This window comes from Rhizobium sp. WYCCWR 11128, assembly GCF_013416305.1.
GTDB lineage: Bacteria > Pseudomonadota > Alphaproteobacteria > Rhizobiales > Rhizobiaceae > Rhizobium > Rhizobium indicum.
The window spans coordinates 520968-544908 of sequence record NZ_JACCEZ010000001.1; the positions used below are offsets into that span (position 1 = coordinate 520968).

General features: G+C 61.0%; 26 protein-coding genes and 1 pseudogene. 11 read left to right on the top strand and 16 right to left on the bottom strand.

The window, feature by feature from the left end:
• The first annotated feature begins 157 nt into the window (after positions 1-157).
• A complete protein-coding gene (locus tag HX898_RS02625; RefSeq protein ID WP_180193915.1) occupies positions 158-2038 on the top strand; it encodes an ABC transporter ATP-binding protein in 1881 nt (626 codons plus the stop codon).
• A 31-nt stretch (positions 2039-2069) separates the two neighbouring features.
• Here HX898_RS02625 and HX898_RS02630 read toward each other — a convergent pair whose 3' ends face one another.
• Positions 2070-2684 carry a LysE family transporter gene (locus tag HX898_RS02630; RefSeq protein WP_138387364.1) on the bottom strand — a complete coding sequence of 205 codons (615 nt, stop codon included), beginning with the start codon at positions 2682-2684 and terminating at the stop codon, positions 2070-2072.
• 200 nt (positions 2685-2884) lie between these two features.
• The gene (locus HX898_RS02635) at positions 2885-3661 is read right to left on the bottom strand and encodes a phosphodiester glycosidase family protein (protein ID WP_180193916.1); all 777 of its coding nucleotides are present in this window, start codon (positions 3659-3661) and stop codon (positions 2885-2887) included.
• Between the two features lie 579 nt (positions 3662-4240).
• Here HX898_RS02635 and HX898_RS02640 point away from each other — a divergent pair.
• On the top strand, positions 4241-4624 hold the full coding sequence (locus HX898_RS02640; protein WP_180193917.1) for a VOC family protein: 384 nt from the start codon (positions 4241-4243) through the stop codon (positions 4622-4624).
• A gap of 204 nt (positions 4625-4828) precedes the next feature.
• Here the strand turns inward: HX898_RS02640 and HX898_RS02645 are convergent, their stop codons facing one another.
• Both HX898_RS02645 and HX898_RS02650 read right to left on the bottom strand, forming a co-directional pair.
• Positions 4829-5002, bottom strand: a complete 174-nt coding sequence (locus HX898_RS02645; protein ID WP_180193918.1) for a hypothetical protein — start codon at positions 5000-5002, stop codon at positions 4829-4831.
• 254 nt (positions 5003-5256) lie between these two features.
• Positions 5257-6468, bottom strand: a complete 1212-nt coding sequence (locus tag HX898_RS02650; RefSeq protein WP_180193919.1) for an argininosuccinate synthase — start codon at positions 6466-6468, stop codon at positions 5257-5259.
• Between the two features lie 124 nt (positions 6469-6592).
• Here HX898_RS02650 and HX898_RS02655 point away from each other — a divergent pair, with 124 nt between their 5' ends.
• Complete coding sequence (locus HX898_RS02655) at positions 6593-7060, top strand: Lrp/AsnC family transcriptional regulator (protein WP_138334738.1); 468 nt, start codon at positions 6593-6595, stop codon at positions 7058-7060.
• A 504-nt stretch (positions 7061-7564) separates the two neighbouring features.
• Here HX898_RS02655 and HX898_RS02660 read toward each other — a convergent pair.
• Entirely contained in the window at positions 7565-8461 is an 897-nt protein-coding gene (locus HX898_RS02660; RefSeq protein WP_180193920.1) for a hypothetical protein, read from the bottom strand.
• Positions 8462-8524: 63 nt separating this feature from the next.
• Between HX898_RS02660 and HX898_RS02665 the strand changes: the two genes are divergently transcribed.
• Entirely contained in the window at positions 8525-9400 is an 876-nt protein-coding gene (locus HX898_RS02665) for a helix-turn-helix domain-containing GNAT family N-acetyltransferase (protein ID WP_180193921.1), read from the top strand.
• Between the two features lie 322 nt (positions 9401-9722).
• Here HX898_RS02665 and HX898_RS02670 read toward each other — a convergent pair.
• Positions 9723-10754, bottom strand: a pseudogene (locus tag HX898_RS02670) (aldo/keto reductase).
• Between the two features lie 134 nt (positions 10755-10888).
• On the opposite strand from HX898_RS02670, the gene HX898_RS02675 reads away from it, so the two are divergent.
• On the top strand, positions 10889-11509 hold the full coding sequence (locus tag HX898_RS02675) for a TetR/AcrR family transcriptional regulator (RefSeq protein WP_138387370.1): 621 nt from the start codon (positions 10889-10891) through the stop codon (positions 11507-11509).
• Between the two features lie 29 nt (positions 11510-11538).
• On the opposite strand, the gene HX898_RS02680 is transcribed toward HX898_RS02675, so the two are convergent.
• Positions 11539-12192, bottom strand: coding sequence for a class I SAM-dependent methyltransferase (locus tag HX898_RS02680; protein ID WP_138387371.1), 654 nt, complete (start codon positions 12190-12192; stop codon positions 11539-11541).
• 87 nt (positions 12193-12279) lie between these two features.
• On the opposite strand from HX898_RS02680, the gene HX898_RS02685 reads away from it, so the two are divergent.
• Entirely contained in the window at positions 12280-12924 is a 645-nt protein-coding gene (locus HX898_RS02685; RefSeq protein WP_180193922.1) for a TetR family transcriptional regulator, read from the top strand.
• Between the two features lie 270 nt (positions 12925-13194).
• On the opposite strand, the gene HX898_RS02690 is transcribed toward HX898_RS02685, so the two are convergent.
• Together HX898_RS02690 and HX898_RS02695 are read right to left on the bottom strand one after the other, a co-directional pair.
• On the bottom strand, positions 13195-13398 hold the full coding sequence (locus tag HX898_RS02690) for a hypothetical protein (protein WP_138387373.1): 204 nt from the start codon (positions 13396-13398) through the stop codon (positions 13195-13197).
• Between the two features lie 279 nt (positions 13399-13677).
• Positions 13678-14319 (bottom strand): dihydrofolate reductase family protein, encoded by a 642-nt coding sequence (locus HX898_RS02695; protein WP_180193923.1) that lies wholly within the window; start codon positions 14317-14319, stop codon positions 13678-13680.
• A 90-nt stretch (positions 14320-14409) separates the two neighbouring features.
• On the opposite strand from HX898_RS02695, the gene HX898_RS02700 reads away from it, so the two are divergent.
• A complete protein-coding gene (locus tag HX898_RS02700; RefSeq protein WP_138329016.1) occupies positions 14410-14931 on the top strand; it encodes a helix-turn-helix domain-containing protein in 522 nt (173 codons plus the stop codon).
• A 25-nt stretch (positions 14932-14956) separates the two neighbouring features.
• On the opposite strand, the gene HX898_RS02705 is transcribed toward HX898_RS02700, so the two are convergent.
• Genes HX898_RS02705 through HX898_RS02715 form a run of 3 tightly spaced genes read right to left on the bottom strand, consistent with a single transcriptional unit; the run spans position 14957 to position 17561 of the window.
• Positions 14957-15760, bottom strand: a complete 804-nt coding sequence (locus HX898_RS02705) for an ABC-2 family transporter protein (protein ID WP_180193924.1) — start codon at positions 15758-15760, stop codon at positions 14957-14959.
• A gap of 2 nt (positions 15761-15762) precedes the next feature.
• Positions 15763-16563 carry an ABC-2 family transporter protein gene (locus HX898_RS02710; protein WP_180193925.1) on the bottom strand — a complete coding sequence of 267 codons (801 nt, stop codon included), beginning with the start codon at positions 16561-16563 and terminating at the stop codon, positions 15763-15765.
• Entirely contained in the window at positions 16560-17561 is a 1002-nt protein-coding gene (locus HX898_RS02715; RefSeq protein WP_138329019.1) for an ATP-binding cassette domain-containing protein, read from the bottom strand. The genes HX898_RS02710 and HX898_RS02715 overlap by 4 nt, the downstream gene beginning before the upstream one ends.
• A 162-nt stretch (positions 17562-17723) precedes the next feature.
• On the opposite strand from HX898_RS02715, the gene HX898_RS02720 reads away from it, so the two are divergent.
• Complete coding sequence (locus HX898_RS02720; protein WP_180193926.1) at positions 17724-18266, top strand: NADPH-dependent FMN reductase; 543 nt, start codon at positions 17724-17726, stop codon at positions 18264-18266.
• 15 nt (positions 18267-18281) lie between these two features.
• Here the strand turns inward: HX898_RS02720 and HX898_RS02725 are convergent, their stop codons facing one another.
• Positions 18282-18428, bottom strand: a complete 147-nt coding sequence (locus HX898_RS02725; protein ID WP_012757973.1) for a hypothetical protein — start codon at positions 18426-18428, stop codon at positions 18282-18284.
• A gap of 141 nt (positions 18429-18569) precedes the next feature.
• Here HX898_RS02725 and HX898_RS02730 point away from each other — a divergent pair, with 141 nt between their 5' ends.
• From HX898_RS02730 to HX898_RS02740, 3 genes are all read left to right on the top strand, one after another.
• Complete coding sequence (locus HX898_RS02730; RefSeq protein WP_138329021.1) at positions 18570-19241, top strand: response regulator transcription factor; 672 nt, start codon at positions 18570-18572, stop codon at positions 19239-19241.
• Complete coding sequence (locus tag HX898_RS02735; protein WP_171600327.1) at positions 19241-20593, top strand: HAMP domain-containing sensor histidine kinase; 1353 nt, start codon at positions 19241-19243, stop codon at positions 20591-20593. Before HX898_RS02730 ends, HX898_RS02735 begins: the two co-directional genes overlap by 1 nt.
• Positions 20594-20794: 201 nt before the next feature.
• A complete protein-coding gene (locus HX898_RS02740) occupies positions 20795-21694 on the top strand; it encodes a DUF3313 domain-containing protein (RefSeq protein ID WP_171600328.1) in 900 nt (299 codons plus the stop codon).
• 130 nt (positions 21695-21824) lie between these two features.
• On the opposite strand, the gene HX898_RS02745 is transcribed toward HX898_RS02740, so the two are convergent.
• The 3 genes from HX898_RS02745 to HX898_RS02755 form a co-directional block, all read right to left on the bottom strand.
• Positions 21825-22415, bottom strand: coding sequence for a GNAT family N-acetyltransferase (locus HX898_RS02745; protein ID WP_180193927.1), 591 nt, complete (start codon positions 22413-22415; stop codon positions 21825-21827).
• A 154-nt stretch (positions 22416-22569) separates the two neighbouring features.
• On the bottom strand, positions 22570-23079 hold the full coding sequence (locus HX898_RS02750) for a BA14K family protein (protein WP_180193928.1): 510 nt from the start codon (positions 23077-23079) through the stop codon (positions 22570-22572).
• 266 nt (positions 23080-23345) lie between these two features.
• On the bottom strand, positions 23346-23828 hold the full coding sequence (locus tag HX898_RS02755) for a BA14K family protein (RefSeq protein WP_180193929.1): 483 nt from the start codon (positions 23826-23828) through the stop codon (positions 23346-23348).
• Positions 23829-23941: the final 113 nt, after the last annotated feature.

Consider the following 23941-nt stretch of genomic DNA (forward strand, 5'->3'; position numbering starts at 1 on the left):
GAAGCGATCGCCTTGCCGTGGACCACCCGGCTCTCGCGGCAACGCCCCTTTCATAGATTTCTGAAATTTATAATTGAGATTGCAGTCTGGAGATGGTTTTCTGCGACCTCGCGTAGCTGAGTCCACGCCTCCTCCCGATTTTTGATCCGAGCGGCCCATGTCGATTTCAGATGCGATCTATCGTCCCTTCGAAAGCCTGATCCGGCCGCTCGATATCCCTTACCGACCACTGCCGTCGAAGGGGCCGGTGGCGGTACTCCTGCATTTCATCTCGATGTTTCGGGGTGTGCTGATTGCGCTGGCATTTTGCTCCATGGTGTTCGAGGCGATCAACCTGACAATCGTCTGGGGACTTTCGGTCATCGTCGATGGTGTGACACAACACGGCGCTCCCGCCTTCCTGCGCGATGAATGGCTGCTGCTGACCATTCTCGGGTTCCTGATTTTTCCGGTCATGCCGATCATGTCCTTCATGCTCAATACGCTGAAGTCGCACACGCTCGGCATCGGCATGCCGGCTGCCATTCAGTGGCAGGGCCATAAGGCTGTCGAGCGGCAGGACCTTGCCTTCTTCCATGATCTCTATGCCGGCCAGGTTTCCTCACGGCTGCAGCAGGTCTCTTCCGCCGTCCAGCAGCAGATCCTCGCGGCATTCCAGTCCATCCCACGCTTCCTGATGCAACTGGTTGGCTCCGTGATCCTGCTGAGTGCGCTCGCGTGGCAGCTTGCCCTGCCTGTCGTCATCTGGATCGTGCTCAATGTCGTATTCACCGCCAGGATCGTGCCGACCTTCGTCGAGCGCTCGCGCCGCACCGCGAAGCAGCGCAGCCTGGTCGCCGGCGCCATCACCGATCTCTATACCAACATGCAGATGATCAAGCAGTTTGCGGCTGAAGATAGCGAGGCAGGCGCGATCCGCCGCATCATAGGAAAGGCTGTGCAGACGCAGCACAGCGAACAGCGCATCTATCGTTCGTCGGAATTGACGGTCGTGGTTCTCAACACGCTGCTGTGGCTGACCATGCTGGCGATTGGATTTTCCGGCCTCGTCAAAGGCTTTCTCACGATCGGCGAATTCGTCGGCTCGGTTTACATTCTCAACCGACTGTCGTCGCAGATCTTCGTCTTCCTGCAGATGGGCCAACAGATCTTCCAGGCAATCGGCACGATCAAGGATGCCATGCCTGTTATGACGACACCGCCCACCATCACCGACCGGCCGGGTGCGGCAGACCTCGCTGTCAGCAGCGGTGAGATCCGTTTCGACCATGTCCGCTTCGCCTACAAGTCCGGCAAGCCTGTCATCGATGATCTGTCGCTGACGGTCCTGCCCGGTGAAAAGGTCGGCCTTGTCGGCCTCTCGGGCGCCGGCAAGACCACGCTCGCCAACCTGCTTCTGCGCTTCTACGACATCAAGGACGGCGCGATCTTCATCGACGGGCAGGATATCCGCGCCGTCACCCAGGCAAGCCTTCGCCGCTCCATCGGGGTCATCGCGCAGGACGTCGCGCTGCTGCACCGTTCGGTCGGCGACAATATCCGTTACGGCCGGCCGGAGGCGACGAAGGACGAGATCGAAGCGGTGGCGAAGATGGCAAGCGCCGATGCCTTCATCGCCGATCTTTCCGACGGCGAAGGCCGCAGCGGTTATGAGGCCTTCGTCGGCGACCGCGGCATCAAACTGTCAGGCGGCCAGCGCCAGCGCGTAGCCATCGCCCGTGTTCTCCTGAAGGACGCGCCGATCCTGGTGCTCGACGAGGCGACCTCCGCCCTCGACAGCGAATCCGAAGCCGCCATCCAGGAAAGGCTCAACCTCGTCATGGAGGGAAAGACGGTGATCGCCATCGCCCACCGCCTGTCGACTATCGCCAGAATGGACCGGATCGTCGTGATCGATCACGGGGGCATCGTGGAGGAGGGCAGGCCGGACGAACTGGTCGAACAAGACGGTCTATTTGCCCGCTTGTGGAAACGCCAGACCGGCGGCTTCATTCCCGAAGCGATCGACGAACTCTTGCCGACCTCGCCTGCGGCCTGAGCGGCTGGTCCTCACGTAAACCGGGATAACATCAGCGGACTATGAGCAGGCGACTGCCGATGAGGATCAGGGCGGCGCCCATCACGCGCTCGATGCCGGCCTTGAACCGCAGGAAGCTGGCGGAAACGCGCGGGTTCGAGAAGAAAAAGGCCAAGCCGCAATACCAGAGCGCCGAAAGAAGGAAGCAGGTCAGGGCGATGACGCAATAAAGCCAGACAGGCGCATGTGCGGGGATGACAAGCGCAAAGATACTTCCGAAGAAAGCCACTGATTTCGGATTGGTCATACTCACGACGTAGGCGCGGCGCATCGCGGAGCGCCAAGTGACTTCGGTCGGCCCGGTTGTGCTCAAGGCTTTGGCCGCGCCGCGGATCATCTTCAGGCCCAGCCAGATCAGATACAGCGCGCCGACCACCTGCAACGTTATATGCAGCCAATCGAAATGCGTCAGCAGAAAGCCAAGCCCCGCCATCGCCATGATGGCCCAGGTCAGGGATGCGATCGCAAGTCCGAGACCCGCAAAAAGCCCGGCTGTGCGTGATACCGTCATGCTTGTGTTGGTGACGATGATGAAATTCGGTCCGGGGCTGACGAGGGAGACGATGTAGACGCTGACGAGCAATGCGAGTGAATCGATATATTCCATCCGGCTTTCCTACTTTGCAGGCCGGGAGCCTATGCGAAGCAGGCGGTTTTTGAAAGGCTCGCCCTCCCAACCATGATGCATCCCGTGTACGGGATCGGCACCTTCTCCATCGCCGCGCCCCTTGACGATGGCGGCGACCGTCCTGCCTATTGCCGGCAAGGGAATCGGGGGCAGGGTGCCTTTGGCCAAATGCGAGTGCGCTATTCAACAAGCCCGAAGATAGGGCCGTAGCCGCCGTGCCAGGACCAATCGTTGCGGCCCATTGCCGGATTGTAAAGTCCGACGCCTCGTCCGCCATCGAGAAACAAGGCATCGGAGCATTTCAGATGGTCGCGGAAGAGCCGTGCGAAATCGTGGAAATTCACCCCGTCTTCGCTGATCGCGAAGCGAACCGCGCCGCGCTCGCAGGTTCCGACACCGCTGCGGCGGGTCCGGTCTGTCGAGCCGACGATGAAGATCGGGTTCAATTTGTTGGCGATGACAAGCATCGGACCGGATTGGGTGGCGAACCGCACCTTGGCCCGACGCTTCAGAAATTCATCGGTTGGGAGTATCCCGGCGCCTGCGTCACCCAGAAAGAATACGCCGTTTGGCTTCTTATAGAAATTCGGTACCTGGCCCGAGGAGCTTTTGGCTTCTGTCGTATTGGCGGGTTTTAATTCCCTGCCGTTCTCGACATAGAGTCCCATCGGCGAAAAATCGGCACGATACATCCCGGCGTTAACGGCGAAAGTCAGCGTTCGCCCCTCGGCGCGAACGGCTTCGGCCAGGCTTGAAAAAGCGCGGTATGGGGCGCCATCGGCGTCCGTCCAGAACAATCGCAGGTCGGCTTTGCCCGGTTCCAGCGTGCAGACGACGTATTTCGCCTCTTCGAAGGTTTGCTGTTCGCATTGTTCAGCATGCGCTTGATGCAAGGATGTCATCGTTGCTGCCAGCATGATGGCGGATGCGAGTATGCCGTGTTTGAGATAGGTCATTGGTACGGGACTCTCTTTCATATCGCCCATGAAGCGCTTAATTGTGAGATTGCAATAGTTTGATGCGGCGGGCCTTCCGGCTCGTTGCTACGCTCGACGATGCTGTATTATAAGGCTGACTAGACGACACGAGGCAGAAGTGATGGTTGGGAAGTATCTAAAGCGCGGTGCAATCATCGACACGATAAAGAGCGAAGAGAAAACGAACGCTCTGCAAAAGCGAACTGGGCAAACCAGATATCACGTTGATGCCGTGTCTTGCGGGTGCCCCGATGACAATTGCGGAGCATTTCATATCATCAGGACAGAGCGTCCACTTCCATCTGTTGAAAAGGCTGAACAAATTCTCCGATCACATCGACGGGGCAAGAAACTGGCTGAAGATCAATAGGATGTTCGACTGGAACGCAGAAAGCCAGCTTCCCGCCCCATACCCGAGTTTGCCGGCTCTAGTATTGCTGGTTCGCAGCGTGGTCGGTATCCGCTGATTTATCGCGAAAACCGCAACTCGGCGTTCTTGTTATGTTCGTATCGGTGCGATATCAATTCCGCAGATCCTGCAGCAGGGAAGGGAAGATCATGAGTGTCTACGCGACCATTGGCGCAATCGATTCTGCTCAATCGAATGATTTTTACGACGTGGTTCTGGCAACGATCGGATGGAGCAAACATGAGGACTTTCCGGGATGGCGCGCCTTTTCCGAAGGCGGGAAGGGGGAGGGTTTCGTTCTATGGGTTTGCAAACCGTTCAACGGCGAACCGGCGAGTGCCGGAAATGGCTCGATGGTTGGTTTCATGGCTAAGTCCCGCGCCGAGGTGGACGCTTTTTACGATGTTGCCATGACCAACGGCGGAACGGACGAGGGCGCGCCTGATCTACGTCCGCACTACGGGCCGAACTGGTATTCCGCCTACGTGCGCGACCCCGCCGGAAACAAGATTGCGGTCGTCCACAACGGCTGAATATGACGTGGGTGCCTTGCTGATGATAGACGGCTAGATCGAACCCGGTGCCGGTCCCGACGCGAAGGTCGAGGGAAGCTCGGCATGGGGCCGCCTGCCGCGAGATAAGCTGTCGACGCGCTCGGTTTCATCCAATTCTGCATAGGCGATCCAGCAGAACTGCTTCGATCCTATTGTGGACGGCGATGCCGGGACATTCAATCTCTACCAGGCAGTACGGGCAGTGCCGAGCGCGGTCGTATGAGAGGATGAAACCTGGGCGACGTGCGTCTTGAGCGACACGACGCAGTTTCCCGGAAAGCTGAGATTGTGCAACGTCAAGTGTTTCAGCAATGTGTCCGCGTCGCGCTTTTCTGTTAGCGGAAATGTCACAGTCATGCGAGTTCTCCAACGAATAAACTGAGCATCCGCAACAATTAATGTCTAAATTCTTTTGCGTCGCAACAAGAAAATTTTAACGATAAAATTAAAATCGATTAGCTTTCGAGCTGCTGTTTTTAAAATCGTTTGAAATTAGTCGCGCTTCTCCATCCTAACCGGCTCGTTTCGTCCGGTTTCCGCCGGGCGAAGTGCTGAGGGGAAGGCGTTTGCCGTTTTGTCAGCGCGAAGTGCGCTGACCTAAGATCGGCCGATCATCTGCCGTTGCGGGCTGCCCAGCTCTTAAGCCGCAAGCCGTTAAGCCTGATGAAACCTTCGGCATCATGATGATCGTAGGCAACCGCGCTTTCCTCGAAGGTGACGAGGTCGGCTGAATAGAGTGACCAGGGAGAGGTGCGCGAGATGACCGAGGCGCTTCCCTTGTAGAGCCTCACAGTCACTTCGCCGCTGACGAAAGCCTGGCTTTGGTCAATCAAGGCTTGCAGCATTTCCCGCTCCGGCGCGAACCAGAAGCCGTTATAGATGAGCTCGGCGTAGCGGGGCATGATCTCATCCTTCAGATGCGCGGCGGCGCGATCGAGCGTGATCGATTCAATGCCGCGATGCGCCGCGAGCAGAATCGTCCCTCCCGGCGTTTCGTAAATTCCCCGCGACTTCATGCCGATGAAGCGGTTCTCGACCAGATCGAGCCGCCCGATGCCATGCCGGCCGCCCAGTCCATTGAGTTCGGTCAACAAGGCGGCCGGTGTCATTGCCGTGCCGTTCAGGGAAAGTGGGTCACCGCCCTCGAAACCGATGGTGATGATCTCGGGGGCGTCAGGAGCATCGAGCGGATCAACCGTGCGCTGATAGACATGATCGGGCGCGACCTCCGCCGGATTTTCGAGGATCTTGCCTTCGGTCGACGTGTGCAGCAGGTTGGCGTCGATCGAGAACGGCGCCTCGCCGCGCTTGTCGCTTGGCACCGGGATGTGATGCTTCTCGGCATATTCCAGAAGCTGCGTACGGGAGCGGATGTTCCATTGGCGCCAGGGAGCGATGACCTTAAGCGACGGATCGAGCGCATTGATGGCTAGCTCGAACCGGATCTGGTCATTGCCCTTGCCTGTCGCGCCGTGGGCGATGGCATCCGCGCCAACCTCCTGGGCTATGCCGACCAGATGCTTGGCAATCAGCGGCCGTGCAATGGAACTGCCCAGCAGATATTGCCCCTCATAGAGCGCGTTCGCCCGTAGCATCGGAAAGACGAAATCGCTGACGAACTCCTCGCGCAGATCGACGATGCGGATGTCCTTGATCCCTGACATCTCTGCCTTTGCTCGTGCCGGCTCGAGCTCCTCGCCCTGGCCGAGATCGGCGGTGAACGTCACCACCTCACATCCGTAGGTCTCTTGCAACCATTTGAGGATGATCGAGGTATCCAGCCCGCCCGAATAGGAAAGCACAATTTTCTCTATCTTCGTCATCAACCCATCTCCATCTCGATGCTGGAACGATAGGCCAAGTCCTACGCAATGAGCTTGCGAAGCATCCGTAAAATTGCGAAAGTTTAGCATATCATGCCACTTTAGCACGGGTAGGAGCTATGAAATGCCAGTCGCCTTGGATCCGATCGATCGCCATATTCTGCGCGTGCTCCAGCGTGACGGGCGTATTTCGAATGTCGATCTGGCGAAGGAGGTAGGCCTGTCACCGTCACCGTGCCTGCGTCGCGTGCGGCTGCTGGAAGAGGCCGGGATCATCGATCGCTACGTCGCCGTACTGGACCCTGCAAAGGTCGGGGCGGGACTGACGGTTTTTGCCCGCGTGTGGTTCAAGACCCAGGACGCCGAGGTCACGCTCCGGTTCGCCCAAGCCGTCAGGCGGTTTCCCGAGGTGATGGAATGCTACCTAACGACAGGGGAGTGCGACGCCGTGCTTCGGATCGTCACCGCCGATCTGCACAGCTACTGGCGTTTTCAGGCCGATCACCTGACGCGCATTCCGAGTGTCCTCAGCGTCAAAACCGACGTGCCGATGGAAACGCTCAAGCGAAGCTTCGAACTGCCGTTGAGATAGGCGTTGTAGCTCGATCCCTATCCCAGGGGAGAGGCGTTCCGGTTCCTTGCCAGCCAGACGAGGCCTGTGACCAGGAGCAGGATCATCACGGCATGGGTGATGTAATCGAGCGTGGTTTGCGCGGTCGTACGGCCCTCCCTCCGGCCTCATCCTGAGGTGCCCCGGAGGGGCCTCGAAGGACGGGGCCGGCCACCGGCGTCTCATCCGGCGATATCGGCATGCAGCGCCACTTGCGCCTTCCCTGCCACCCGGCGTGGCTGGTGTTTCGGCGTTTGATGGATGCAGGATGCAGTGCTGCGGCGTGTCCTTCGAGGCTTCGCCCTTCGGGCTGCGCGCCTCAGGATGAGGGACGTTGTAGGATGCCGCACTTCCAATAGATACCGTTGGTGAATGCCGCACCAGCGTTGAAGTGAGCCTCATCCCAAGGTGCGATCCGCTGAGCATCCGCGTTTGGCGGACGAACCGCCGATCCCGAGGGTCTGGGCCAGGGGGCCGGCGAGAGGGTTACTCGACCTGGATATGAATATGGTCGTCGTGGCGGGCGGCGCGGCAGCCTTGAAAGCGGATATGGCTATCGGAGATGCCGAGCGCGTTCTTCAGATGCGGCTCGATGAAGATCTTCTGCAGGCCGAAGCGCGTCACACCTTCGCTGGTCAACCAGCCGATCGCGGCCGATGTGCGCTGCTCCTCGATCCGATAGGCCGGAAACAGAGGCTGCAGCGCATCGAAGTCCCAGCGGGTGGTAAGCCAGTCATTGCGCCCTTCGCACGGCAGTTCGTCGCCGGGGGCGGGTTGCTCGAAGGCGAAATAGCCGATCGGGGGACGGGTGGCGCCATTCAGGAAGGCGCCGTCCACGTCCTTGTAATAATAGGCGAAGTCCAGCTTTTTTCCGTCGGCATGCGACAGGTGCGGCAGCAGCGGAAAGCCTCTCACGAAGGGGAAATTCGCATCCAGCGCGACGGTGACGGTTCCAGGAAATTCCCTGTCCATGTGGGCGGCAAGCGCCTTTGCCAGATCGTGCACCTCGGGTGTGACGTAGTTGCGGTTCAGCAGGCAACAGATCGGGGAGCGGACCACGAGCCGGTCCGCGGCGTCGGCGATGCAGGAGAGGGGAGCCCGCCCGAAGATCGGCGCGGCGAAGCTCGCCGCAAAAGTGGCGCCGGCATAACAAAGCAGGAAGATCGTCAGCTTTGCCAGAAACCGCCGCAAGCCCCAGGAGCGTGAGGCGGTCAGCGCCAACAGATAGGCGATGCCGCCGATCTGCGTCAGCAGCGTCAGGATGAGAACGATCAGGGCGTGAAGGGCAAAACGGAACACGGGAAGGCCTTGTGGACGTTGTCGTTCCCATAGGCGAGGCGATGCTGCTGTGCAAGGCGGATGGCGGGGAAGTGCGCGGCTCATTTATGCCCTTCCGTTGAGTGCTCCGAATTGACAGGATCAATTATCTGACTAAAGTCAGACAATATGACCTACGATCCTGTCTCTCGTGTCCGTCGCTTCAACCGTGCCGTCACCTCCGAAGTTGGCGCTCTCGATACGTCTTTCCTCGGACGCGGCCGTCCGCTGGGTGCTGCCCGCGTCCTCAATTCGATCGGCCGGGGGCAATCGGATGTTGCGGTGATCCGCGATTATCTCGGTCTCGACTCTGGCTTGATGAGTCGCCTGCTACGCAGTCTGGAAGAGGAGGGTCTCATTGAGACGGTGCCGAACCCTCAGGATGCGCGTCGCCGCGTTGCCAGGCTGACCGAAACCGGTCGTTGCGAGTTTCGGGCTTATGAAGCGCTTTCCAATGCGCAGGCGAAATCGTTTCTGGCGCGCCATAGCCGCCCGGACGAACTGCTGCGCGCCATGGATATCGTCGCTTCTTCGCTGAGGCGTGAGCAGATCGTGCTCGAGGAGAAAGACCCGCGACACGAGGACGCCAGCTATTGTCTCCGTCAATACTATGGCGAACTTGCACGCCGCTTCGAGAAGGGTTTCGATGTATCGCTTTCTCGCGATCCCGACGCCGAGGATATGATCCGTCCGCGCGGTGCGTTCCTGGTGGCCATGTCGGATGGCCTGCCGATCGGCTGTGTCGGGCTGAAGGGCAACGGCGGCGAAGTCGCGGAGATCAAAAGGCTCTGGGTTGCTCCATCCGCGCGTGGCCTTGGGCTCGCAACGCGTCTTATGACGGCCGCCGAGAACATCGCCCGCGAGTTATCCATCAAGCTCCTGCGTCTGGATACAAATAGCGCGCTGCCCGAGGCGACGCAGCTTTATCGTGGAACCGGCTGGAGTGAGATCGATCGTTTCAATGACGATCCGTACCCGGACACGTTCTTTGAGAAACGCCTTTAAGTGAAGGTGCTTTTGAGTGCGAACGTCTGACTTCTTGGCCTGATTTCTAATGATCCATTGTGCCATCCGACCCGCGATAGGAGATGGTGACTGTTTATGGCAGACGCTGCCGACTTCTCCTCCCTCATTCCTGTGCTTGTCACAGGAATCCAGCGCGCCCAAGTCCTTGGGCGCGAAAGAGTTTGTTCCTTAGATAAGAGCCATTCACGGCGCCGACGCGCCGTGGCTGGATTCCTGTGACGGGCACAGGAATGAGGGAGGGGGAGGTGGCGTTCGAGCCAAAACTTGCTGCAGCAGCGCAATGGCTACGCTCATCCGAGGATCAGGCGGCGAAGCGCTCCGTTATCGGGCGGCGGCGCAGGTTCGGCTGCGTTACCGCAGGCGGGTTATAGGCCGCCTCCAACGGGCCGGTGTCGGTGCCGGGCGGGACGATCGCGTCGATCCGGTCGAGGATTTCGTCCGTCAGGCTTACCCCGGCGCCGGCAAGCAGATCGTCGAAGTGCTCCATCGTGCGCGGGCCGATGATCGCCGAGGTGACGGCGGGATGGGCGATAGCAAAGGCCATCGCCATGTGCGCCAGCGAAAGACCTGCCTGCTGCGCGAGCGGGATGAGCCGTTCGACCGCGTCCAGCCGGCGCTCGTCGTTCATCTGCTTGGGGAAGCGTTTGGCGCGGGCGCTGTCGGGTTGCGGTGCGCCCTTGCGATATTTGCCTGTGAGCATGCCCATCGCCAGCGGGCTCCACACCATTGCGCCCATTCCGTAACGCTAGCAGGCGGGTAGAACCTCGCGTTCGATGCCGCGGTTCAGGATCGAATAGGGCGGCTGCTCGGCGCGGAAACGTGCCAGATCACGGCGCTCGGAAACCCATTGCGCCTCGATAATCTCCGAGACGGGGAAGGTCGACGATCCCACGGCGCGCACCTTGCCCGTCCGTATCAGGTCGGTGAGGGTCGATAGCGTCTCCTCGATATCGGTATCGGGTGCCGGCCGGTGGATCAGGTAGAGATCGATATGGTCGGTCTGCAGGCGACGGAGCGAATCCTCGACTGCGCGGATCAGCCAGCGGCGCGAATTGCCCTGTCGGTTCGGGTCGTCGCCCATCGGCAGATGCGCCTTGGTGGCGAGCACGACGTCGTCGCGCCGTCCCTTGAGCGCCTTGCCGACGATCTCCTCGGATTCGCCGCGGCTGTAGATATCGGCAGTATCGATGAAGTTGACGCCGGCATCGAGAGCCTTGTGGATGATCCGGATCGAATCCTCGTGGTCGGGATTGCCGGCGGCGCCAAACATCATCGCGCCGAGGCAATAGGGGCTGACCTTGATGCCGGTTCTTCCAAGCGTGCGGTATTGCATGGTCTGTTCCTTTTATTGGGAGACGAACTTCGTGCGCATCGATGTGGCCAACACCGTCGCGCTGTGTTAAATTGCGTAAACGGAACCGCATTCCGTTTATATACGGAACTGTGTTCCGTTTTGCAAGCGAGTGAATGATGAGCGACGAGAGGAAAGAGCAGGAAGACGGCTGGAAGCCCGGGGAAAGGGTGGACAGGCGCGTGCGCGCCGACGCCAAGCGCAATCTCGATGGGCTGCTTCAGGCGGCATTGACGGTGTTTGCGACCTCCGGCGTCGATGCCCCGGTGCGTGAGATCGCGGAGAAGGCTGGTGTCGGCATCGGCACCGTTTACCGGCATTTTCCCGAGCGTTCCGACCTCGTCGTCGCCGTCTTCCGCCGCGAAATCGACGCCTGCGCCGACTCTGCGCCGATCCTTGCCGCCGAATATGCGCCGGGCGAGGCGCTAGCCAGATGGATGCAGCGTTTCGTGGATTTCATCGCGGCCAAGCGCGGGCTTGCGGCGGCCCTGCACTCCGGCAATCCGGCCTTCGATGCCTTGCCCGCCTACTTCCAGCAGCGGCTGCAGCCGGCCCTTCGCTCGCTTCTCGACGCCGCCGCTGCCGCCGGCGAGGTCCGCACCGATATCGCCGCCGAGGATCTTTTGAATGCGGCCGCAAGTCTCAGCATGCACGCCTACGCCCAAGGGTCCGAACATGCCCGGCGCATGGTGTCCCTGCTGGTCGACGGGCTGCGCTACGGCGCCGTACAGCGGTGAAGCCCCGACAATGAAACAGGCCGTTGTCATCAGGTCCGCATCGACAGCTCGATTTCCTCTTCGAATGGCGTCGAGAGGTAGCCAGCCGCGGGCGAGCGCACGCGGGCGAGGTATTCCGGGCAGAGGTCGGCATTGTCGGCGACGATGAGGGCGCCCGGCCTCAGGCGGTCTTCCACCAGTTCCAGAATATCGCGATAGAGCGCCTTGGCTCCGTCGAGGAAGAGCAGGTCGATCGTTTCCGGGAGATCCGTACTCAGGGTCTCAAGGGCATCGCCTTCACGGATCTCGACGAGGTCGATGAGGCGGCCGGCCGTCAGGTTGGCGCGGGCGCGGGCCAGCTTCGACGGCTCGAACTCGCTGGTGATCAGCCGGCCGCCGCCATTGTCGCGCAGCGCGGCTGCGAGATGGAGGGTCGAGATGCCGAAGGATGTGCCGAATTCGACGATCGTTCGTGCGCGGCTGCTTCGCGCCAGCATGTAGAGCAGCACGCCGGCCTCTCTGGAGACGGGAAGCCAAAGATCCTTCAGGCGCCCGTAAAGGTCGAGATATTCGGTCTTGCTGCCGATCAGGCGCATCCGCTCATCGCCTGACAGCCCCGACATTGCAGGGCTTGTCGCCGTATCAGCCTCCTCGAACAGGCCGTCGAGCAGGGGCGCCAGCGGGGCGGTGGTCAATGTTGTCATGTAAAATCTCCTTGTGACAGGTTCTTGTGTCGAGTGGAAAATACGAGTAATTCGTCGCATCTGCTATTCGCATTGCGTAGCGCTGCCATGACCGAACGTCCAAGAGCCCGGATTTCCTCACGAAAACAGCCCAAACAGGCCCGTTCGGCAGAGCTCGTGGCGGCGATCCTGGATGCCGCTGCTCAGGTTTTGGCGCGGGAAGGCGCCCAGCGCTTCACGACGGCGCGGGTGGCCGAAAGGGCCGGCGTCAGCATCGGATCGCTGTACCAATATTTCCCCAACAAGGCGGCGATCCTCTTTCGGCTGCAAAGCGACGAATGGCGGCAGACGACGGACATGCTCGGCGGCATCCTTGCCGATGCGCAAAGGCCGGCGCTCGAAAGGCTGCGCCGCCTCGTTCATGCCTTCCTCCGCTCGGAATGCGAGGAGGCGGCGATGCGCGTGGCGCTCCATGACGCCGCGCCTCTTTATCGCGACGCACCGGAGGCACAGGCGGCGAGGGCATCGGGAGACCGCATCGTCGATGTGTTCATGCAGGAAGTGCTGCCTTGCGCGACGGAGGCGACCCGGGCACTTGCGGGCGATTTGATCACTACGACGCTTGGCACTGTGGGCAAGCAATTCTCGGAGGCTCCGCGGAGCCCTGCCGAGATCGACGCCTATGCCGACGCCATGGCCGACATGTTTTGCGCCTACCTCGAACGGCTTGGGTCTGGCCGGGGCGGGGCATAACGTTCCCGGCTGCGCAACCTGGCTTGCTCCTTCTTCTCCCCTGCGGGGAGAAGGTGGCCCGAAGGGTCGGATGAGGGGGCTGCACGGGATGCCCTTCACGATTGCCCTTCGCTTACGCTCAGCGCATTCGCGGCTTTGCCGCTCAACCCCCTGCCGGCACCTTCTCCCGCCGGGGAGAAGAGGCATGCGGCGACGCCTCACCCTTCGGCAAGCGCATCCTCACATCTGTCGTGGGAAGACGCCTCGGTTTCGATGGATGGATGTCGGGTCCTACCGCTCGTCCAGTTGCTTCGACAGTTCGGCAAAAAGCCTGTCGCAGTCGGTGTTCATCTGGACGAGATCGACGGCGACGGTGATGGCGTGGCGTCCTTCGATGCTGTCGATGTCGAGCTTCCTCTCGCAGCACCATTGCCGAACGGCATCGGTGACGATGGTTATTTCATCATCGTTGAGCGAGATGAGCGACAGGAGCATCTTCGTACCCTCCATGAAGCGGCAAGAGCACCTACAGTCTCTCAAGCGGTCGTGTCGATGATCCGATGGCGTTTACTCTACGCCCATTCCACAGCAATACCACGGCCATTTTGACACGGTTTGGTGACAGCCGAACGATCCCGACAGGCGGCCGTCAGAGCGGTACCTGCCAGGATTGCTTGATCTTCTGCATCGGGATTTCCGTCTTGATGTTGCGGACGCCTTCAATGCGGCCGAGGTGTTCCATCTGGAAGCGCCTAAGATATCGACCGGGCTCGTTTATTTCGCCAGCACGATATGCGTGGCGTGTTCGGTTGCGACATGCTCGGCGACGCGGAAGCCGAGGGCGGGGAGGTCGATGCCTGTGAACATTGCTTCGCCCTTGCCGAGTACGACCGGGGAGATGGCGAAATGCAGTTCGTCGATCAGGCCTGCCTGCAGATACTGACGGACGGTGCTGACGCCGCCGCCGATTTTCACATCCTTGCCGCCGGCCGCAGCCTTCGCCTTGTCAAGCGCTTCCTCGACGCCGTCGGTAATGAAGTGAAACGTCGTGCCGCCTTCCATGACGATGGGTTCGCGGGGATAATGCGTCAGGATATAGGTCGGCGCGTGATAGGGCGGGTTCGGTCCCCACCAGCCCTTCCAGGCATCATCCGGCCAATCGCCGCGGATAGGGCCGAACATGTTGCGTCCGAGAATGAAGGCGCCGAAATTCGCCATGCCGCGGGCCGCATAACCCTCGTCGACGCCTTCAGAACCGCCGTCCTTTCCGATCATCGCGCGGAAGGTGCGGGTACGGAAAAACCATTCGAACATCTCCGTTCCCCGTTTGCCCAGCGGATCGTTCATGCTTTGCTCCGGCCCGGCGCCGAAACCATCCACGGAAAGGGAAAATGCTGCGACACGCACCTTGGACATGCTGCTCTCCTCCATCTGATTGCGGATCGAAACTAGTTGCGTTGTCGCATAAGTGATCCTATATTGCAACCAGTTTTAAGGAGAGAATTCGTGGATATTGAACTGCGGTCGGGCTGCCCGATCAACCTGACGATGGAAGTGCTGGGCGATCGGTGGAGCCTCATCATCATCAGGGACATCATGTTCGGCAACCGCCGCCATTTCCGCGATCTCCTGACCCATTCGGAAGAGGGGATTGCCTCCAACATTCTGGCCGCCAGGCTGAAGCGTCTGCTCTCGCTCGGATTCATCAGCAAGCGGGACGACCCCAGCCACAGCCAGAAAGCGATCTACAGCCTGGCGGAGCCAGCGATCCAGCTCGTGCCCGTCTTTGCCATGATCGGCGCCTGGGGACGACGGCATCTGCCTGTGAGCGAGGAGTTGAGCATTCGCGCGCAGCTTCTCGAAGAAGGCGGGTCGCCGCTGTGGGGCGAGTTCATGGAGGATCTCCGGCAGATCCACATCGTCGATCCGATCGGTGGCGCCAACGGTACATGCACCTCACCCGTACTGGCCAAGCTGACGGCTGCGTTCCTCGAGGTCCGCGCGAGATCGTTGTCGCAGGCATCCTAAATATACAGGAAAGTAGTCGGCCCGATCAGCCGCCGGCACCCTGGTATTTGCCGGTGGCGTAGCGCCAGTGAACGATTGCTATCAACACCCAGATTGGACCGGCCACAAGAGACACCAGCCCGGCCCAGTCCCCGAGGATCGGGATCGTTTTGCCGAGCAGGGCGCCGACAGGGACCGAGCTGGTGAGGGCCAGCGGGACCGCGGTGATGAGGATGGTCTGGATGCCGCCGGGGAATATGTTGAGCGGGTAGCGCGTCAATTCCCAAAAGCCGAAGAAGATCGAGAACAGGTGGTTGGAGCGCACCCAGATCAGCGCCGTAGCGCCGATCATGGTAATGAGGGCAGCGGTCAGCAGCGTCGCGCTGAGGAGCGCAGCAATAAGGAACGTGGCGGACCAGACCGACCAGGCGAAGTCGACGGACAGAACGGCCCAGCCCATCAGCGCCACCGCGAGGATGACGTGGCCGGCATAGCCGATATTGAGGCCGGAAAAGACCAGATAGGCCCAGGGGCTGAAAGGCTTGACCAACAGCGTGTCGAAAGTGCCGAGCCGCACCAGTTCTTCGAGCTCGCGCAATTGCACGAAGCTCATGGCAGCACCCAGCGAATAAGCCAGCAGCTGGAAGCTGAACAGCAGCGCCAGCTCCGGCCAGGTCCAGCCGCCGAGCGTGTCGAAGCGGGCGAGCAGGATGCCGATGGTGGCGAAGACGCTGCCATAGGAAAGGATCTGCGCAAGACGGTCGAGCCAGAAGGCGCCGCGATATTCCATCTGGGAGCGGACATGCATCCGGACCAGCAGCGGAAGGACGCGCAGGTGATGAATGAGCACGATCAACCTCCTTGCACAGTGATGCGGCCGGAGGCGCAGCGCCACAGCCAAAGGACGCCGGCAAGGAACAACGCGGCCCAGCCGAGACCGAGGCCGAGATGGAGCCAGACATCGGCCGTGGAAAGCCTGCCGAGATAGACAGCATTGGGATAATAGACCACCCAGGCGAAGGGCAGGTGGCGGGCAATCGTGGCCAGCGGTTCGGGGAAGAACCAGAACGGTATCAGCAGGCCCGAGAATAGTTGAAGCAGGGCGCCCAGGATCCAGTCCAGCGAGAAGCTCGTCATCAGCCAGAAGGCGATGAGGCCGAAGAGCGCCGACATCAGGAACAGCAGCGTAAAGGACAGCGCCCAGAAGGCGATGAACATCAGGCCATCGAATAGGCTTGCCGGCGGCAGCATGCCGTAAAACAACGCGGTGAAGACGACGGTCGGAATGACCTGGGTCATCAGGCGATAGCCGAAACTGCCGCATTCGTTGGCGAAAAGATAGAGCGGATAGGACAAGGGCTTGAGCAGCCAGACCGCGATATCACCTGTCTTCAGCGACCGGCCGATCTCGCCGATGATCCTTTCAGGGCGGGTTGCGCCCATCACCGCGCCGCCGAGCAGGGCATAGGTCACCATCTGCTGCAGGGAAACGCCGTCGACCACGATTGCGCTGACGCCGGCATAGGCCGCCTGCCAGATGGCGACACGCGCGAAGACCTGCACGAGTTTGCCGAAGATATTGGCCCATACTTCGTTGCGGTAGGCGAGTTGCGAGTGGAAGGAACTGCGCGCGAAGGCGAAATAGGCGCTCATGATGCCCGGGCCTTGGCATTGCGGCCCTGGTAGAAGGTGCGGATGACCTCTTCGATGTCAGGTTCCTGCAGCGCCACATCCTTGAGATCGCGCCCGTTGCCGACCTCCGACAGGATCGCGACCAGCGAGATGTCTTCACGCTCGATGAGATAATTCTTGCGCAAACCCTCGTCGCTGACGAGGACCGCGGTGCGCAATGGCAGCGGTCCAGGGTCGCTGGCAAATTCGAGTGTTAGCCGCCGGGCCGAGCCCAATGCCGCGCGCAGGCTCTTCAACTCACCGTCGAAGATGAGCCTGCTATGATCGACCATAATCAGCCGCGGGCAGATGGTTTCGATGTCCTGCAGGTCATGGGTGGTGAGGATGATGGTGACGCCGCGCTCACGGTTGATCTCGGCGAGAAAACGCCGCACGGCATCCTTGGCGACCACATCAAGACCTATGGTCGGTTCGTCTAGAAAGAGGATCTTGGGGTCGTGCAGCAGTGACATGACGATCTCGGCGCGCATGCGCTGGCCGAGGCTGAGCTGGCGCACTGCGCGGTCGAGAAAGGGCGTCAAGTCGAGCAATTCGCTGAAGCGCCGGAGATTATCCGCATAACGGGCGACGGGGATGTCGTAGATGCGCTGATGCAGGGTAAAACTGTCGACCAGCGGCAGGTCCCACCACAGCTGGCTGCGCTGGCCGAAAACGACGCCGATCTCGCGGGCATTGTCCATCCGCCGCAGATGTGGTGTCCGGCCGAGGACCGAGAGCGTGCCGTCGCTCGGCACCAGGATGCCGGTCATCATCTTGATCATCGTCGATTTGCCGGCGCCATTCGGACCGAGATAGCCAACGGCTTCGCCCGCCGTGATGTCGAAACCGATGTCGGAAACGGCCAGAACTTCCGTATATTCGTTGGTCACCAAAGTCTTCAGCGCGCCCAGCAGGCCCGGAAATCTCTTGTGCTGCCGGAAGCGTTTGCTGACGCCCCGCGCCTCGATCAAAGCCGACATGTGTATTTCCTCAAGGGGTAATTCGAGCCGATTCGCAGCAGCATCCAGGCTAACGCGGGGCTCGGTCAATTCAAGCTAAAGTCGCTTTTCGGGCGCTACTCAATCGCGCCTAGCCTAGTCTTTTGCGTTGACAGCCACGATCAATCATTTCCTGTTGGGGTCATGAAGATTCTCGCAATATCCGGCAGCGCCCGGCGCAATTCCACCAATACCGCCATGCTGCGGGCTGTTCGCACCGTAGCGCCAATTGAGATCGAGATTTCGATCTTCGACGGCGTGGGGCGGTTGCCGGTATTCTCGCCCGATCTCGAGGGAGAGCACCTGCCGGAGGTGGTGTGGGATTTCATCGATGCGATCGCCAAGAGCGACGGGGTGATCATTGCCAGCCCGGAATATGTCCGATCCATCCCGGGCGGCCTCAAGAATGCGATCGATTGGCTCGTATCGGGAGATGAGATCGTCCATAAGCCGATCGCGCTGCTGCACGCATCGCATCGAGGCGACGACATGCTGGCCGGTCTTCGAAAGATCCTTGAGACCATCACCGACCGGTTCGCGGGCGATATCTTCCTCCAGCTTCCTCTGATGAAACTGGAACCGGCCGAAGTGTTCAGGACCGTCGAAACAGCGGAGAACCGCTCCAAGGTGCAAGCCTATCTTCAGGCGTTCTCGGCCCATTGGATGGCAGACACTAAGACCGCCTGAGATTCGCTCACTCTATCATCGGACATCCATCAGCAGGCCGTTCTCGAATGCCGTCTTTTCGTGAAGCGTGTGCAGAATGACGAGCGGGGCAGCGAGCAGCGCGGCAAGGATGAAGGCGGAGAGGAAGTGTCTTGTCAGGAGACGAAGGATAGGTCGGATCATTCTTGATCTCCAGCTGCTGCGGATATTCTTTGTGCTGGACCTCAACAATTGCGGCAGCATGACCGGCTGCCTTGCAAGCTCCGCAATGCTGCCGCAACCCTTGTGGCAGACAGAAGGGGTGAGCGAGACAATGGACGGGCGATGCGGATACTGCTGATAGAGGATGAGAGGGAGCTGGCCGAGGCGCTGTCGGCCGCACTCGGCAAACATGGGATCGTCACCGATCACACGATGCATCTGGCAGACGCCGTCGAGTTGACGCGGCAGAATGGCTACGATGCGATTCTGCTCGACCGGCGCCTGCCCGACGGAGAGGGGCTGACCTTCATTCCCGAGCTCCGGCGGACGGGCAAGGATACGCCGATCATCGTGCTGACGGCGCTGAACGAGCCGAGGCAGCGGATCGAAGGCCTCGACCTCGGGGCCGACGACTATCTCGGCAAGCCATTCCTGGTCGAGGAGTTGATGGCGCGGCTGAGGGCCGTGCTGCGGCGATCGCCTGAACTGGCCGAACTTAAGATCACGGCCGGGCGAATGGTGATCGACCCGCTGCATCTCAGCGTCACCGTCGATGCCGTGCCGCTCGATCTGCCCCGGCGCGAACTTCTGGTGCTGGCGGCACTCGCAAGGCGCAAAGAAAAGACGGTGCTGCGCTCGACGCTGGAGGCGGCGGTTTATAACTACGAGGAGGAAATCCAGTCGAATGCGCTCGACGCGCATATTTCACGGTTGCGCAAGCGGCTGATCGATGCCGGCGCGGGTGTTGCGATCCACAATATCCGCGGTGTCGGCTATCTCATGAAGGAAGAGTGATGGCCAAGGCGCAATCCGCCAATCCGTCGCTTTGGTGGCGGCTCAGCTGGCAGCTGAGTATCGTCTTCGTTGCTGTGGTGGCGGCTGTCATCGTCGGGCTCTGCGTCTACGGCGCGATGATCCTCTCGCCCAATGTGGGCACGGAGGATGAGCTTACCACGGTGCTCGACGAAGCGTTGGGGCGGGAGACTGACGGCAGGCTCGTGATTACCGACAGCCCGCGTCTGAGGTCGTTCAAGGCGGAAGCCGAAGGACTCTGGTTCATCGTCGCGGACCAGGATGGGCGGACGGTCTCATACGGCGCGATCCCCCAGGCTTATCGCGGGCTTGCCGACTATATCCGTCTCATCAAGGAGGGTGACATTCGTGGCGCCAGGGAGACGGACGAGAGCGCGGCGATCGACGCGATCGAAACGCGGCTCGGCACCTTCAGGGTGATGTATGGTGGAGACCCGAGCAGGAGCTCGACCTTCCTGACCATGCTGATTGAGACCTATCCCATCTACATACCGCTGCTTGCGGTCTCCCTGCCGGCTGTCTTCTTCGCCGTGCCGCGGATCGTCGGACGCGCGCTCCGGGGGATCAGCGACTTGGCGCGCGAGGCGGCTGAGATCGAGCCGCGCCGGCATGGCGCGCGCCTTCCCGTGGACGGCATTCCCCGGGAAGTGGCGCCGCTGGTGAACGCCTTCAACGGCACGCTGGAGCGGCTCGAGAGCGAATTCCGGAAACGCCAGCGATTTCTGATGGACGCGGCGCATGAGCTTCGGACCCCTATCGCCATCATGCAGACGCGGATCGATGGCATGCCCGACGGGCGCGAGCGGCAGCGGCTGCTCGACGACGTGGCGCGGCTTGGGCAGGCGGCCGAGCAGTTGCTCGATTTCGAGCGCAACGATCAGGCGACTGACCTCGACGAACCCGTCGATCTCGTCGAGATCGCCCGAATGACGGTTGCCGATCTCGCGCCGCTGGCGATTGCCGCCGGCTATCAGATTTCGTTTCAGAGCGAGGTCAAGAGCCTGAAACGCAAGGGCAGCCCTTCGGCGCTACCGAGGGCGGTGAGCAACCTTGTGCGCAACGCCATCGACCATGGCGGCAACAGCGGCATGATCACGGTTTCGGTGTCGCGCTCGTCTTCCGGCGGCGGCCGGATCACGGTCGCCGACGAAGGGCCTGGCATTCCGGCCGAACATCGGGAGCTGGTGTTCGAGCCGTTTTATCGCGTCACCCCGAAGAGCAGGGGCGCCGGTCTCGGCCTCAGCCTCGTCAAACAGGTCGCCGCAAATCATGGCGGCGAGGTCAGCATCGAGAGCAGCGCTGTCGGGACGCGGGTGGTGATCGAACTCGCATAGGTCAGGTTTGCTTGAGCAGCATACGCCCTGGTTCTGACCAGGAAGGCTCAGGGGAGCGATCTGTAATGTTGCGGCAATTGTCGACCGCCACTTTCGCCCGACACTAGAGCGCCGCGCGTCCGACAAGATGCGCCAAGGACGCTCTAGCGCTTTAAACCTGCGCATAATCCTTTCCGAAAATCGATTTCGATTTTCGGGGTTATGCGCTATCGGCGACGGAGGCCAGACAGCGTGCGCAGCAATCCATTCCCATTTTCCCTCCCACTGGCGTCGAGAGGCTTGGCCCTCGCTCTGCCGCTGGCGCTCGCCATGGCCGCGGCCGGTTGCAGCTCGGTGCCGCTAAAGGAGGCCGGCACGCTTTCTTCCTACGGCAATCTCGGCGCGCCGAAGGGCAAGCTGTCGAAATCGCGCGTCTATGTCGATGGGACGCGCCTTAGCCCGGCAAAGACGGCGAGCATCGTGCCGACGACTTTCGCTTTCAGCGCCGCGACCCGCGTCAAATCGAACGCCGACCGCGTGATGGTGGCGAACGCCCTGGACCGGGCGCTCTGCATTTCGCTCAGCGACAAATACCAGTTGGTCTCTGCCGGCCAGCCGGCGGATCTGACGATCCGCTCGGTCGTCACCGACATTGTGCCGACCAACAAGGCGATGGCTGGTGTTTCGACCGTCGTGACCGTCGGCACCGGTTTCGTACTGCCCGTCAGCGTGCCCCGGCTGCCGGCCGGCCTTGGCGGACTGGCGGTCGAGGCGGAGGCCGTCGACAGCGGTGGCGTGCAGCGGGCGGCAATCGTCTGGTCGCGCGGGGCAAACTCGTTGCAGAACAACCCCCGCGTTTCCGAAGTCGGCGATGCCTATAGCCTGGCTTCGAAATTCAGCAGCGAGTTTTCCCGCATGTTGATCAAAGGCAAGGAGCCGAAGGGAATGGATATCTCGCTGCCCTCAGGGCAGCGGATGAAATCCTGGCTCGGCGGCAAACCGAAATACGCCGCCTGCGACGCCTTCGGCCGGCCGCCCGGACTGATGGGGGCCGTGGCCGCCAAATACGGCGCGCCGCCGCAGTGGACCGAGAAGAAGCCAAAACCAGCCGCGACCTATTGAGAGAATCCGGCGCCGGCGCCCGACAAGCCGGCGCTATCAGCACTCAGCCCGCCCCAGGCTGACGGGACGGGCGGAGCAAGGGCGGGTAAGGCCCGTGCTCCGTCCGTCTGCAAATCCGTCGCGCTTCACGTCAGCCGGCGGCTCCGGGCTTCAGCCAGAAATACAGTTTGATCTGATCGGGCCTGTCGGAGGGATGCGGGCCGCGCATGAAGAATTCGCCGCCACTACGCTCGATCACGCGCCGCGAGGCGTCATTGTCCTCGTTGCAGAGGATGACGAGTCGGTCGAGGCCTTCCTTCGCCGCGACACCCAGCAGAAGGCTCAGTGCGGCGGTCGCGTGGCCATTGCGCTGTTTCCACGGCACGACGGAATATCCCACATGGCCCGAGACTTCCGGCGGCAGCTCTTCGGTGCCGGCTTGAAAGCGCAGGCTGATGCTGCCGCAGAATTCGCCATCCCAGATCCAGAACAGACGGGTGGTGAGAGGCGGCGATCCGGAACCGGTGCATCGCCTGCCATCAGGAATGAGATTGCCGAGAAACCTTGATCTGTCCTGGCGCAGCCGCTGAAACTCACCGTAAACATAGGCTTCATCGCCCGCGCGGCGCGGATCGGGAGACCAGCCGGCGGCGAGTGCCGCCTCGAAGCCCGACAGGTTTTCCAGATCCGGCGGCAGCAGGATGACGGGGCCGACGGGCTTTGCCGTTTCTACCGATGTCATTTCGCCCCTAGGTTCACGTCGCCCAACTAAGCGGGTCGACCAATCTTGGCCGCGCAGACAAGCACGGCCGACCGGCGATTGGAAGCAACGGGCTTTCGGCCATCAAAAAAGCCCCGCATCTTCATGCGAGGCTTGCTCTGATGGATGGACCGGATTAGCGGCACTGGCGGCGCGGCCCGTAGTTCGGCTGGTAGGTATTGTCATAGGCGCGGTATGACCGGTAGCGGCTATAGCAGTATTCCGCATGCGAAGAACCATAGGCACGTGCGCGCGGCTGCGAAGCGATGATGCCGCCGAGGAGGGCACCGGCTGCCAGGCCGCCGATTATGGCACCGTTATTGTCATATCGGTTGTCATATCGGCGATACCGGCGATCCCCGCCATAGCGGTCGTCACGGTCGTAGCGGCGCTCGCGGTAGCTTCGGCGGTCGCGGTCACGGTCGTTGTCGCGATCGCGGTTGCGGTAGGACCTGCGGTTATCGCCGTCGCGCGAGCAGACGATGGAGTATGGGTTGCAGGCGACGGACATGATCTGGGCATCGGTATTTTGAGGCGCCGACTGGGCCGATAGCATCGGGCTTGGCACGAAGGCCGGGGCTGCCGAGGCAGGCACTCCCGAGAAGGCCGTCGCTATCGACAGGGCAATGATGCCGAATTTGTTCATTTCACTCACCTTGGGTCAACGGTTTTATCGGGGGGATAACGCGGGGGAAGGGAATAGGTTTCATTTTGGGATGGGGAGGGGTTATGTATGTGCGTATCTGCTAACGTACCGTGCTTTCATACATATAGAGCTGGTCGATAGGGGGCAAGGCGATTTGCTGGACGGCGTGACAGTCTACGGTGTCGCTGGTAAAGCCGCGTAACGGGTTTTCGGGTATCAAAAAGCCTCGCATCTTCATGCGAGGCTTGCTCTTATGGACGGGCCGGCTAGCGGCACTGGCGGCGCGGGCCGTAATTCGGCTGGTAGGTATTGTCATAGGCGCGGTATGACCGGTAGCGGCTATAGCAATACTCCGCATGCGAACCAGAACTATAGGCACGTGCGCGCGGCTGCGAAGCGATGATGCCGCCGATGATGGCGCCGGCCGCCAGGCCGCCAATGATGGCGCCGGTGTTGTCGTTGCGGCGGTACCGGCGATCGTAGCGGCGATCCCAGCCATAGCGGTCGTCGCGGTAATAGTTCCGGTCGCGATAGTTATGGCGGTTGCGATACCACCTGCGATTATTGCCGAACTGACCCGGGCAGTTCGTGAAGTTGTTGCAGCCAATGGTCATGATGCGTGCATCGGTGCTTTGAGACGTCGGCTGCGCCGATTGCACCGGGCTCGGCACGAAAGCCGGCCCTGCCGAGGCCGGCATTCCGGAGAAGGCCGTCGCTATCGACAGGGCAATGATGGCGAATCTGTTCATTTCACTCACCTTGGGTAAACGGATGTATCGAGGGGATAACGCAGCGGAAGGGAATAGGTTTCATTTTGGGATGGAATGAGGCGGTGTATGTGCGTTGGTGCTAACATAATAGG

Excerpts from the sequence above, each read along its gene's own strand:
- HX898_RS02625 (WP_180193915.1), top strand. The coding sequence starts at position 158 with ATGTCGATTTCAGATGCGATCTATCGTCCCTTCGAAAGCCTGATCCGG.
- HX898_RS02630 (WP_138387364.1), bottom strand. The coding sequence starts at position 2,684 with ATGGAATATATCGATTCACTCGCATTGCTCGTCAGCGTCTACATCGTC.
- HX898_RS02635 (WP_180193916.1), bottom strand. The coding sequence starts at position 3,661 with ATGACCTATCTCAAACACGGCATACTCGCATCCGCCATCATGCTGGCA.
- HX898_RS02640 (WP_180193917.1), top strand. The coding sequence starts at position 4,241 with ATGAGTGTCTACGCGACCATTGGCGCAATCGATTCTGCTCAATCGAAT.
- HX898_RS02645 (WP_180193918.1), bottom strand. The coding sequence starts at position 5,002 with ATGACTGTGACATTTCCGCTAACAGAAAAGCGCGACGCGGACACATTG.
- HX898_RS02650 (WP_180193919.1), bottom strand. The coding sequence starts at position 6,468 with ATGACGAAGATAGAGAAAATTGTGCTTTCCTATTCGGGCGGGCTGGAT.
- HX898_RS02655 (WP_138334738.1), top strand. The coding sequence starts at position 6,593 with ATGCCAGTCGCCTTGGATCCGATCGATCGCCATATTCTGCGCGTGCTC.
- HX898_RS02660 (WP_180193920.1), bottom strand. The coding sequence starts at position 8,461 with ATGAGCCGCGCACTTCCCCGCCATCCGCCTTGCACAGCAGCATCGCCT.
- HX898_RS02665 (WP_180193921.1), top strand. The coding sequence starts at position 8,525 with ATGACCTACGATCCTGTCTCTCGTGTCCGTCGCTTCAACCGTGCCGTC.
- HX898_RS02675 (WP_138387370.1), top strand. The coding sequence starts at position 10,889 with ATGATGAGCGACGAGAGGAAAGAGCAGGAAGACGGCTGGAAGCCCGGG.
- HX898_RS02680 (WP_138387371.1), bottom strand. The coding sequence starts at position 12,192 with ATGACAACATTGACCACCGCCCCGCTGGCGCCCCTGCTCGACGGCCTG.
- HX898_RS02685 (WP_180193922.1), top strand. The coding sequence starts at position 12,280 with ATGACCGAACGTCCAAGAGCCCGGATTTCCTCACGAAAACAGCCCAAA.
- HX898_RS02690 (WP_138387373.1), bottom strand. The coding sequence starts at position 13,398 with ATGCTCCTGTCGCTCATCTCGCTCAACGATGATGAAATAACCATCGTC.
- HX898_RS02695 (WP_180193923.1), bottom strand. The coding sequence starts at position 14,319 with ATGTCCAAGGTGCGTGTCGCAGCATTTTCCCTTTCCGTGGATGGTTTC.
- HX898_RS02710 (WP_180193925.1), bottom strand. The coding sequence starts at position 16,563 with ATGAGCGCCTATTTCGCCTTCGCGCGCAGTTCCTTCCACTCGCAACTC.
- HX898_RS02715 (WP_138329019.1), bottom strand. The coding sequence starts at position 17,561 with ATGTCGGCTTTGATCGAGGCGCGGGGCGTCAGCAAACGCTTCCGGCAG.
- HX898_RS02720 (WP_180193926.1), top strand. The coding sequence starts at position 17,724 with ATGAAGATTCTCGCAATATCCGGCAGCGCCCGGCGCAATTCCACCAAT.
- HX898_RS02725 (WP_012757973.1), bottom strand. The coding sequence starts at position 18,428 with ATGATCCGACCTATCCTTCGTCTCCTGACAAGACACTTCCTCTCCGCC.
- HX898_RS02730 (WP_138329021.1), top strand. The coding sequence starts at position 18,570 with ATGCGGATACTGCTGATAGAGGATGAGAGGGAGCTGGCCGAGGCGCTG.
- HX898_RS02735 (WP_171600327.1), top strand. The coding sequence starts at position 19,241 with ATGGCCAAGGCGCAATCCGCCAATCCGTCGCTTTGGTGGCGGCTCAGC.
- HX898_RS02740 (WP_171600328.1), top strand. The coding sequence starts at position 20,795 with ATGCGCTATCGGCGACGGAGGCCAGACAGCGTGCGCAGCAATCCATTC.
- HX898_RS02745 (WP_180193927.1), bottom strand. The coding sequence starts at position 22,415 with ATGACATCGGTAGAAACGGCAAAGCCCGTCGGCCCCGTCATCCTGCTG.
- HX898_RS02750 (WP_180193928.1), bottom strand. The coding sequence starts at position 23,079 with ATGAACAAATTCGGCATCATTGCCCTGTCGATAGCGACGGCCTTCTCG.
- HX898_RS02755 (WP_180193929.1), bottom strand. The coding sequence starts at position 23,828 with ATGAACAGATTCGCCATCATTGCCCTGTCGATAGCGACGGCCTTCTCC.